This is a genomic window from Saccharopolyspora hordei, from assembly GCF_013410345.1.
Taxonomy (GTDB): Bacteria; Actinomycetota; Actinomycetes; order Mycobacteriales; family Pseudonocardiaceae; genus Saccharopolyspora; species Saccharopolyspora hordei.
Map to the genome: position 1 here is coordinate 3854119 of NZ_JACCFJ010000001.1, position 10587 is coordinate 3864705.

Below are 10587 nucleotides of genomic sequence, written 5' to 3' on the forward strand. Positions count from 1 at the left end.
CGCTCCGATGGCCAACCCGACCGCTGACCTCGCTGCCGAGCTGCGCGCCGCGCTGTCCGGCCACGCGCGCTTCGACCCCGGCACCCGCGCGCTGTACTCCACCGACGCCTCCAACTACCGGCAGGTGCCGACCGGGGTGGTCTTCCCCCGCGACGAGGACGACGTGGCCGCCACCGTCGCCATCGCGCGCCGCCACGGCGTCCCGGTCACCACGCGCGGAGCCGGGACCAGCATCGCGGGCAACGCGATCGGCACCGGCCTGGTGCTCGACTTCGCCCGGCACCTCGACCGGGTCCTCGACGTCGACCCCGACCGGCGGCTGGCCCGGGTGCAGCCCGGCGTGGTGCTGGACTCGCTGCGCTCGGCGGTGGCCGGGCACGGGCTGACCTTCGGCCCCGACCCGTCCACGCACAGCCGCTGCACGCTCGGCGGGATGATCGGCAACAACTCGTGCGGGACGCACTCGGTCGCCTGGGGCAAGACGGTGGACAACGTGCACTCCCTGGACGTGCTGCTGTCCGACGGCACCCGGCTGGAGGTCGGGGCGACCTCGCCGGAGGAGCTGGACGCGCTGTGCGCCCGCGAGGACCGGGTCGGTCAGCTGCACCGGGACCTGCGGGCGCTGCGGGACGACGTCGGCGACCTCGTCCGCCGCTCCTTCCCGCGACTGGCGCGCCGCGTCTCGGGCTACAACCTCGACCAGCTGCTCCCGGAGCACGGCTTCCACCTGGCCCGCGCCCTGGTCGGCACCGAGGGCAGTTGCGCGGTGGTGCTGGGCGCGACCGTGGAGCTGGTGCCGTCGCCGGCGGCGCGGGCGCTGACCGTGCTCGGGTTCTCCGACACCTACGCGGCCGCCGACGAGGTGCCCCGGCTGCGCGGGCTGGGAGCGCTGGCCATCGAGGGGCTCAGCGCCGAACTGGTCGACGTGGTGCGGCTGCGCAACCCCGCCTCGCCCGCGCTGCCGCTGCTGCCCGGCGGGCGCAGCTGGCTGCTGGTGGAGACCGGCGGAGCCGACCTCGGCGAGGCGCAGGCCGCCGCCGACGCCATCGTCCGCGCGATGGGCGAGCGCGCCGAGCACGTCGTGCACACCGACCCGGCGCGCATCGCGGCGCTGTGGAAGATCCGCGAGGAGGGCTCCGGGTACTCGACCCGGATGGCCGGCTCGGAGCGCTGGTCGGGCTGGGAGGACGCGGCCGTCCCGCCCGAGCAGCTGGGCGCCTACCTGCGCGAGTTCGACGCGCTGCTGGCGCGGTTCGGCCGCCGCGGCGTGACCTACGGCCACTACGGCGACGGGTGCATCCACGTCCGCATCGACTTCGACCTGCTGACCCGCCCCGGCACGGCCGAGTACCGCTCCTTCCTCGAGGCAGCGGCGGACCTCGTGGTGGCCCACGGCGGCTCGATCTCCGGCGAGCACGGCGACGGCCAGGCCCGCTCCGCGCTGCTGTCCCGGATGTACCCGCCCGAGGTGGTCCGGGCGTTCGAGCGGTTCAAGACCGCCTTCGACCCCGATGGGCTGCTCAACCCCGGCCAGGTCGTCCACCCGCGACCGGTCGACGCCGACGTGCGGCCACTGGTCGCCCCCGCCCGCATCCCGACCCGCACCACGCTGGCGCTGCACGCCGACTCCGGTGACCTCGCCGCCGCGACCCGCCGCTGCGTCGGCATGGGCAAGTGCCTCAACACCACGGGTGGGGTGATGTGCCCGAGCTACCGGGTGACCCGGGAGGAGAAGCACTCCACCCGCGGGCGGGCCCACCTGCTGTTCGAGATGCTGGCCAGCCGCGTCATCGAGGGCGGCTGGCGGTCCCCGGAGGTCCGCGAGGCGCTGGACCTCTGCCTGTCCTGCAAGGGCTGCAAGTCGGACTGCCCGGTGGACGTCGACATGGCCACCTACAAGGCGGAGTTCCTGCACCAGCACTACCGGCACCGGCCGCGCCCGGCCGCGCACTACTCGATGGGCTTCCTCCCGCTGTGGCTGCAGCTCGGCAAGCACGCCCCGGGCCTGGTCAACCGGGTGTTCTCCGGCCCGCTGGCGCCGGTGCTCAAGCGGCTGGGCGGGATCGACGCGCGGCGTTCGGTGCCGCCGCTGGCGCCGCAGACACTCCAGGCGTGGTGGTCCGCGCGGACCCCGCGCACCGGCACCACCGCCCGCGTGGTGCTGTTCCCGGACACCTTCACCAACCACTTCGACCCGCACATCGGGCGCGACGCGGTCACCGCGCTCGAAGCGCTGGGCCACGCCGTGGAGGTCCCCCGGTCCCCGGTCTGCTGCGGGCTGACCTGGCACTCCACCGGCCAGCTCGGCACCGCCCGCCGCGTGGTCCGCCGCACCGCCCGCCTGCTGCGCCCGCAGCTGGACCGGGGCATGCCGGTGGTCGGCCTGGAACCCAGCTGCACCGCGTTCCTGCGCCACGACGCGCTGGAGCTCGCCCCGGACGACCTCGACGTGGCGGCCCTGGCCGCCGCCACCCGCACCTTCGCCGAGTGGGTGGAGCCGACCCGCGAGCGGTGGCAGCGCCCCGCGCAGGACCGGCAGGCGCTGGTGCAGGTGCACTGCCACCAGCACGCCGACCTCGGGTTCACCGCCGACCGGGCCACGCTGGACGCCACCGGCACGCGGGCCCGCGTGCTCGACGCCGGCTGCTGCGGGCTGGCCGGCAACTTCGGCTTCGAACGCGGCCACCACGAGGTCTCGGTCGCCTGCGCCGAGAAGGGCCTGCTGCCCGCGGTGCGCGCCGCCGAGCCCGGCACCGACGTCGTCGCCGACGGCTTCAGCTGCCGCACCCAGCTGCGCCAGACCGCCGGGGTCGAGCCCGTCCACCTGGCCACCCTCGTCGCCCGCGCCCTCACCGAGGACTGACGCCGACCCAGCGCGTCAGGTCGCGGGAATGCCGGAGCGGGGGTGGGGTGTTCTCCCGAGACCTACCACCGTACTGAGGAGCCTCCATGGCAACGGTCGAGCTGACCAAGGACAACTTCGAGGAGCACGTCACCGACGACAGCTTCGTGATCATCGACTTCTGGGCGTCCTGGTGCGGCCCGTGCACGCAGTTCGCCCCGGTCTTCGAACGCGCTTCCGAGAAGCACGACGACATCGTCTTCGCCAAGGTGGACACCGAGGACCAGCCGGAACTGGCCGGCGCGTTCAACGTGCAGTCCATCCCGACGCTGGCCGTCATCCGCGACAACGTGCTGGTCTTCCAGCAGGCCGGCGCGCTGCCGGAGAACGTGTTCGAAGAGCTCGTCGGCCAGGCCCGCGGGCTGGACATGGACGAGGTCCGCAAGAGCGCGGAATGAGCGGGAGCGCGGCGGCGCGGCGCGCGCTGCCGCGCACCTAGAAGCTCGGGTCGACCGCCTCCCCGACGGCGGCGTGCAGCACGCCCGGCAACGCGCTGATCTCCTCCACCAAGGACGCGACCGGCGCCTTGCCGCGCAGTCGCAGCGCGACGACCGCGGTGCGCTGCTCCTCGTCGTCGGTGTCCTCGCGCTCGACCTCCAGGTCCATCACCGTCCACCCGCGACTGGTGCACAGCGTCAGCACGCTGCGCAGCACCCCGTGGCCGTCGAGGTAGCCGATGCGCATCACCTGCGGCTCGCGCAGCGCCCTGCGCAGCAGCCGCAGGAACCTCGGGTAGCCCACCACGACCAGGAAGTGCACCGCCGTGGTGGCGGCGGCCAGCACCACCAGCCCGCTGCCGCAGGCCATCCCCACCGCGGCCACCACCCACACCGTGGCCGCCGTGGTCAGCCCGCGCACCGCGTCGCGGCGCACGAAGATCAGCCCGCCGCCGATGAAGCCGATGCCGGAGACGATCTGCGCCGCCACCCGGGAGGGGTCCAACGACACCTGGTCGAAGACCAGCAGGTCGCCGAAGCCGTACTTGGACACCAGCATGAACAGCGCCGCACCGACCCCCACCAGGGCGTGCGTGCGCATCCCGGCGCTCTTGGCGCGGAACTCCCGCTCGAGCCCGATCAGGCTGGAGAACAGCAGCGCCGTCCCCAGCTCGACCAGCAACGGCACCTCGCGGAGCCCGGTCACCACCGCATCCGAAGACACTCCTGGAACGTAGCACCCCGGCCGGGCCACGATCACGGCAGCGCTCTGACCAGGCAGAACCTGCAGGCAGCGGGGCGCGGGGGGCGGTCGCTCAGGGCAACCGCCGCCCGGTGAACACCGAGATCCCGGACGCGATGACCGCGGTGAGCGTGCCCAGCACCAGCCACGGCTTGCTGGCGTCGGTGTGCTTGGTCTCGTAGCCGATCTGCTCGCCCAGGGTGTCGTAGACCTCGCGGAGCTGCTCGGCGCTGGCCGCCTTGTGGAACTCGCCGCCGGAGAGCCTCGCGATCTCCTGCATGGCCTCGTCGTCGACCTCGACCAGCTCCTGCTGGCCCTGGATCTCGATGCTGCCGTGCCGGGTGCCGAAGGAGATCGTGGAGATCGGGACGCCGGCCTTCCGGGCCTCCCTGGCCTTCGTGTAGGCACCGCGCGGGGCGTCCATGTCGCGCGGGATCGTCTGGCCGCCGTCGGCCATGAGGACGATCCGCGCGGGCGGCGCACCGCTCGGGCCGCCGACCATCTTGCCGAAGGAGTCGATCGCCTGCATCGAGGCGTTGATCCCGTCACCGGTGGCGGTGGCCTCGGCCAGCTTCAGGCTGTCGATGGCCTGCTTGACGCTGGCGCGGTCGGTGGTGGGCATGACCAGCACGGTCGCGGTGCCCGCGAACGACACCAGGCCCAGGTTGATGCCCGGGGTGAGCTTGTCGGCGAACTCCTTGGCCGCGACCTTCGCCGCCTCCAGCCGGCTGGGCTCGACGTCGGTGGCCTTCATCGACAGCGACACGTCGATGGTCAGCATCACGGTGGCCCGGTTGCGCGGGATGCGCTGCTCCGCGGTGGGGCCCATGAGCGCCACGGTGAGCATGATCAGCGACACCGCCAGCAGCGCCGGGGGCACGTGCTTCCACCAGCCCTGGCGCTGGGAGGCGACCCGGTCCAGCACCTCCAGGTTGCTGAACCGCAGCGTGTCCCGGCGGCGCCGCCGCATCAGCCACAGGTAGCCGGCGACCAGCGCCGCGACCACGAACAGCAGCAGGAACCACCACGGAGCGGTGAATCCCGACAGACTCAACATCAAGCAGCTCCTCCGGACCAACCGCGCTTGCGGGCCACCACGAACCGCACGACGTCGGCGATCCAGTCCGAATCCGTCCGCAACACCAGGTGAGCGCACCCGGCGCGGCGCAGCACCGAGGCCACCTCCTCGCGGTGCGCCGCGGCGGCCGCGGCGAACTCCTTGCGCAGCACCGGGGTGGTGTGCACCTCCCGCTGCTTGCCGGTCTCCGGGTCCGACAGCAGCACCGTGCCCACGTCGGGCAGCTCCAGGTCGCGGGGGTCCACCACCTCGATGGCCAGCAGCGAGTGCCGGGCGCCCAGGCCCCGCAGCGCGCGCTGCCAGTCCGTCGGGCCCACGAAGTCCGAGATCACCACCGCGAGCCCGCGGCGCCGCGGCGGGCGGCGCAGCGACTCCAGCAGACGGCCGAGGTCACCGCGGGTGCCCTCCTCGGCGCGCGGCGCCTCGGCCACCTTCCGCAGCAGCGCCCGCGCGTGCGCCGCGCCCCCGCGCGCCGGGTAGCGCACCGGGCCGGTCCCGTTGTCCAGCACCGCGCCGACCCGGTTGCCGCCGCCGGTGGTCAGGAACACCACGGCGGCCAGCGCCGCGACCGCCAGCTCGCGCTTGTCGCAGGCCGCCGACCCGAAGTCCAGGCTCGGCGAGAGGTCCATCGCGACCCAGGTCTCCAGCTCCCGGTCGGCGACGGTCTGCCGGATGTGCGGCTCGGCGGTGCGGGCAGTGACCGCCCAGTCCATCCGGCGCACGTCGTCACCGGGCTGGTAGACCCGCGCCTCCCCCGGTTCGGTGCCCGGGCCGGGCACCAGGCCGAGGTGGTTGCCCTGCAGCAGGCCGTCCAGCCGGCCCCGCACGCTCAGCTCGAGCGAGCGCAGCGCGGCTTCCATCCGCCCGGCGTCCAGCGCCGGGGGCGCCCAGCTCGGGCGGCCCGTCGGGTGCGCGGTTGCCGACACAGCCCGGCTCCTCACTGGTGCGGGTTGGGCCCGTGCTGGGGCTGGCCGTAGCCGGCGGGACCGCCGACCGGAGCCGGCGTGGGCGGGCCGGCCTGCGGGCGGGCCGAGACCTGCGGCAGCGGCACGGTCTGCAGCACCCGGTTGACGATGTGCTCCACCGGGATGCCGTCGGCCAGGGCGTCGTAGGACAGCACCAGCCGGTGCCGCAGCACGTCCGGCACCACGTCCACCACGTCCTGCGGCAGCACGTAGTCGCGCCCGCGCACCAGCGCCAGCGCCCGCGCCGCGGCGATGATGCCCAGGCTGGCGCGCGGCGAGGCCCCGTAGGACACCCAGCCGGCGATGTCCGAGAGCCCGTGCTCGTTGGGCGAGCGGGTGGCCACCACCAGGCGCACCACGTAGTCGACCAGCGCGTGGTGCACGAACACCGAGGAGGCGACCTCCTGCAGCCGGATCAGCTCGTCCGGGTTGAGCACCGCGTTCGGCTCCGGGGACGCCACGCCCATCCGGTAGATGATCTCCCGCTCCTCCTCGGCGGAGGGGTACTCGACCGGGAGCTTGAACAGGAACCGGTCGCGCTGCGCCTCCGGCAGCGGGTAGACGCCCTCGTTCTCGATCGGGTTCTGGGTCGCCAGCACCAGGAACGGGGCGGGCATCGGGAAGCTCTCGCCGCCGATGGAGACGTGCCGCTCGGCCATCACCTCCAGCAGCGCCGACTGGACCTTCGCGGGGGCGCGGTTGATCTCGTCGGCGAGCACGAAGTTGGCCAGCACCGGGCCGAGCTCGACGTCGAAGCGCTCGCTGCCCTGCCGGTAGATGCGGGTGCCGAGGATGTCCGCGGGTACCAGGTCGGGGGTGAACTGGATCCGGGAGAAGCTGCCACCGACGACCCGCGCGAAGGTCTCCACGGCGAGCGTCTTGGCCACGCCGGGCACACCCTCCAGCAGGATGTGGCCCTTGGCGAGCAGCCCGGTCAGCACCCGCTCCACGAGCCGGTCCTGCCCGACGATCACCCGCTTGACCTCGAACACGGTCCGCTCCAGCAGCTGCGCATCGCGCGCCGGAGTGCTCACCTGGTCCGCCGGACGCGCCGCCGCGGCTCCGGCGCCCCCGCTCTCACCGTTGCCGGCCTCGGTCACTTCTCCCAGCCTCCTGTCGTCGATCTGGCCGTTCCGGCCGATCAAGATCCTGGCACGCCCCCGTCGCGCGACCACGCGGGGGCACTGAGCCCACTCCACCCAACCGCACGGCCGGTGTGACCCGCGTGAAGCCACCGACCGGATTGATTTCACTCGGCACTGAAGCCATAGACATCGCTGACGGGATGGGTGACGCCCACCCCCTCACCAGCGTCCCTCAGCCGTCCGTGGCGCGGGCCTCGCGAAGGTCCTCCGGGGTGTCCACATCGGAGGCTTCGAGCCCGCTCGCCGGGACGCGCACCGGGGCGAGCGGGTCCAGGACCGCGCGGAGCGGGCGGTCCCGGGCGTCGGCGGGCACGGCGTCCCGCAGCGCGCTCGCGCGCCAGAGCCCCACCAGCCACTGCGGACGGTCGTCGGAGTCGACGAGGACGGCGCCGCCGGCCGGGGGAGCCGCGCGCAGCGCGGTGCGGAGCCGGTCGACCGTGGCCGGGGTCAGGTGCGGGTGGTCCCCGGCGAGCACCGCGACGGTGCGGGTGTCCGGTGGGAGCAGCGCGAGCCCCGCCTGCAGCCCGGCGAGCGGCCCGCCGCCCGGCGGGTCCTCGGCGGTCCAGCGCACCGGGCGCTCCGTGGGGCGCGGCGGGCCGACCACGACCAGCGGGTCGGCGTCGGCGACCGCGTCCAGTGTCCGGTCCAGCAGCGTCCGCCCGCCGACCGGCAGCAGGACCTTGTCCACCCCGCCCAGCCGACGCGCCCGACCACCAGCCAGCACCACCGCCGCGAACTCCACACCGCGATGCTTCCAGCCGCACGCACCGCTGGACCACCAGGGGGCGGAGGACCGCCGAGCCGTCGTTCGGTTCGCCACAGACCGGGAAGGCGGCAGGCGGCTGCCTCGCGGACGCGGCTCTCCGCGCACGATCCCGACGGGAACCAGCGCCCCCCGGGTCAGAGCAGGCGGACCGCGTACGGGGCGATGCCGCCGTAGCGGACCGAGGTCACCCGGACCTTCGCGCCCGAGTACGGGGCCTCCACCATCGTGCCGTCGCCCAGGTAGAGGGCCACGTGGTGGATGCGGCCACCGGTCTGCCAGAAGAGCAGGTCACCGCGGCGCGCCTGCGCCAGGGGCACCCGGCGCCCGGACTGGTACTGGTAGCCGCTGTAGTGGTCGAGCGAGACGCCCGCGCCGGCGAAGGCGTAGATCATCAGTCCCGAGCAGTCGAAGCCGATCTTGGCGTAGTCGCCGTGCGCGTCGGCCACTCCCCCGTCGCGGATGCCCCGGGTCGGCCCGCGGGAGTTGCCGCCACCCCAGGCGTAGGGCACGCCCAGCTGGGACAGCGCGCGGCTGACCACCACCTCGACCGACCGACCGCTGACCGGACGCGCCGGGCCGCCGGAGCCGGTCGACTGCGGGGCGGCCTGCGCCGCGGCCGCCTCCTCGCGCTCCTTGGCCGCCAGCCACTCCTGGTACCGGTCACGCTGCTGCTCCAGACCGGACACGTGCGACCGCGCCTCGGCCAGCTGCGCCTCGACGGCGGCCTTGCCGGCCTCCAGCCGCCGCGCCTGCGCGGCCTGGGTGTCCTGCGCGGCGATCGCGGCCCGCTCAGCCTGGGCGGCCGCGCGGCGCGCCTCGTCAGCGGCCCGCCGCGTGGCCTCGGCCTCGGCGAGCGCGGCCCGGGCCAGCGAGTCCTTGTTGACCTTCTCCACGCGGGCGCGCTGCAGGTCCTCCAGGACGTCCAGCTCGGACCTGCTGATCACGTCCAGGTACAGCGCCCGGTCGAGCACCTCCTCCGGGTCGCGGGAGCCGACGAACGCCGTGGCCGAGCCGATCTGGCTGCCCTGGCGGTAGCTGCCCGCGACGAAGCGGTCCAGGCGCTCGCGGTGCTGCTCGATGCGCTGACCGGCCACCTCGGCCTCGGCGCGGGCGGCCTCGGCGGCGCGGCGGGCCTCGGCGTGCGCGGCCTCCGCGCGGACCAGGTCGACCCGCGCCTTGTTCGCGTCCTCCATCGTCAGCTCGACCTGGGCCTGCAGCTCGAGGAGCTTCGCCTCCGCCTCGGCCAGCTGGTTCGCGAGCTCGCCGACGCGCCCGGCCACCTGCTGCGACCTCTCGCGTCCGGCCTGCAGCTCGGCGTCGCTGGGGTTCGGCGGGGGTGGCGGCACGGCAGCGACCACGCCCGGGGACGCCAGGCCGACCGCGACGAGCAGCGTGATGGCGGCGGTTCTGCGCACGCCTGGTCTTCCGGGCACGACCGTCACCTCCGCTGAGTACGCCATCCAGCGGTCATCCGATGAGCTGAATGGAGTCACACGACGGTCTTGAACACTGCCACTGGTGTCCCAATCGCACCACTCGACTCCGGCGCGCGCGTCCGCAACATCAGCCACACGTGTTACACGATCTCCCACGGGGTGAGATCGACACGCCTTCAGCGAGGGTGAAGGAGGTTCAGGACCAGGTGCTCGGGTCGCCCCACGTGCGCAGCGGCTGGGGCGGCTCCGTGAGCGGCGCCGCGACCAGCTCGGGCAGCACCTCGTCCAGCGGGCCGCGCAGCACCGCGGCGGCCAGCTCGTCGTAGGGCGTCGGCTCGGCGTTGCAGATGACCAGCTGCGCCCCGGCCTTGACCGCCAGCTCGGCGAGCCCCGCCGCCGGGTGGACCGTCAGGGAGGTGCCCGCCGCGACGAACAGGTCGCAGTCCAGCGCGGCGCGCTGCGCGGCCCGGACCACCTCGGGGTCCAGGGCCTGGCCGAAGGAGATGGTGGCCGACTTGAGGATGCCGCCGCAGGACCGGCAGGGCGGGTCGGCCTCGCCGGCCGCCACCCGCTCCAGCGCGGCGCGCATCGGGGAGAGCTCGCCGCAGTCCAGGCACACCACCTGGTGGATCGTGCCGTGCAGCTCCAGCACCCGGTCGGGGTCCAGGCCCGCGCGCTGGTGCAGCTCGTCGATGTTCTGGGTCAGCAGCGCGCGCAACCGCCCGGCGCGGTCGAGGTCGACGAACGCGCGGTGCGCGGCGTTGGGCTGGGCGGTCCACGCCGGGTGCTCGGCACGGCTGCGCCACGCCTGCTCGCGCACGGCCGGGTCGGACACGTAGCTGTCGATGTCGCTGAGCCGCTGCGCGGTGGGGTCCTTGGTCCACACCCCGTTGGGGCCGCGGAAGTCGGGGATGCCCGACGCCGTGGACACCCCGGCCCCGGTCAGGGCGGTGATCCGGCGCGCCCCGCCGAACAGCTCTCGGGCCTGCTGCCAGTCGCGCTCGCCTCGTTGCACCACACCTACACGGTCCCACGAGCACCGGGCCGCTGCGTCACCGCCCGCTCACACCGCCGTCGCCGGGCGCGTGAAGCCGGGTTCTCACCCAGGTAACGCGA

General features: G+C 74.3%; 9 protein-coding genes. 2 read left to right on the plus strand and 7 right to left on the minus strand.

All coding sequences use genetic code 11. The annotated features are described in order from the left end of the window. Positions 1-7 precede the first annotated feature (7 nt). A complete protein-coding gene (locus HNR68_RS17680) occupies positions 8-2863 on the plus strand; it encodes an FAD-binding and (Fe-S)-binding domain-containing protein (RefSeq protein ID WP_179722559.1) in 2856 nt (951 codons plus the stop codon). Between the two features lie 86 nt (positions 2864-2949). Further along, entirely contained in the window at positions 2950-3300 is a 351-nt protein-coding gene (gene trxA, locus HNR68_RS17685; RefSeq protein ID WP_179722561.1) for a thioredoxin, read from the plus strand. Positions 3301-3337: 37 nt separating this feature from the next. Here the strand turns inward: trxA and HNR68_RS17690 are convergent, their stop codons facing one another. The 7 genes from HNR68_RS17690 to HNR68_RS17720 all read right to left on the minus strand — a co-directional run bounded on the left by HNR68_RS17690 (position 3338) and on the right by HNR68_RS17720 (position 10489). Continuing rightward, positions 3338-4063, minus strand: coding sequence for an MgtC/SapB family protein (locus tag HNR68_RS17690; RefSeq protein WP_179722563.1), 726 nt, complete (start codon positions 4061-4063; stop codon positions 3338-3340). A 91-nt stretch (positions 4064-4154) separates the two neighbouring features. After that, on the minus strand, positions 4155-5135 hold the full coding sequence (locus tag HNR68_RS17695) for a VWA domain-containing protein (protein ID WP_179725175.1): 981 nt from the start codon (positions 5133-5135) through the stop codon (positions 4155-4157). A gap of 2 nt (positions 5136-5137) precedes the next feature. Further along, positions 5138-6019 (minus strand): DUF58 domain-containing protein, encoded by an 882-nt coding sequence (locus HNR68_RS17700; RefSeq protein WP_246331216.1) that lies wholly within the window; start codon positions 6017-6019, stop codon positions 5138-5140. A 77-nt stretch (positions 6020-6096) separates the two neighbouring features. Then, positions 6097-7224, minus strand: a complete 1128-nt coding sequence (locus HNR68_RS17705; protein ID WP_179722567.1) for an AAA family ATPase — start codon at positions 7222-7224, stop codon at positions 6097-6099. Positions 7225-7441: 217 nt separating this feature from the next. Beyond that, positions 7442-8011 (minus strand): NTP transferase domain-containing protein, encoded by a 570-nt coding sequence (gene mobA, locus HNR68_RS17710; protein ID WP_179722568.1) that lies wholly within the window; start codon positions 8009-8011, stop codon positions 7442-7444. A gap of 158 nt (positions 8012-8169) precedes the next feature. Continuing rightward, the gene (locus tag HNR68_RS17715; protein WP_343050214.1) at positions 8170-9468 is read right to left on the minus strand and encodes an NlpC/P60 family protein; all 1299 of its coding nucleotides are present in this window, start codon (positions 9466-9468) and stop codon (positions 8170-8172) included. Between the two features lie 199 nt (positions 9469-9667). Further along, the gene (locus tag HNR68_RS17720; protein WP_343050215.1) at positions 9668-10489 is read right to left on the minus strand and encodes an SIR2 family NAD-dependent protein deacylase; all 822 of its coding nucleotides are present in this window, start codon (positions 10487-10489) and stop codon (positions 9668-9670) included. Between the last annotated feature and the right edge of the window lie 98 nt (positions 10490-10587).

What these genes read in the sequence shown, in the direction of transcription:
- HNR68_RS17680 (WP_179722559.1), top strand. Translation starts at nt 8, where the DNA reads ATGGCCAACCCGACCGCTGACCTCGCTGCCGAGCTGCGCGCCGCGCTG.
- trxA (WP_179722561.1), top strand. Translation starts at nt 2,950, where the DNA reads ATGGCAACGGTCGAGCTGACCAAGGACAACTTCGAGGAGCACGTCACC.
- HNR68_RS17700 (WP_246331216.1), bottom strand. Translation starts at nt 6,019, where the DNA reads ATGGAAGCCGCGCTGCGCTCGCTCGAGCTGAGCGTGCGGGGCCGGCTG.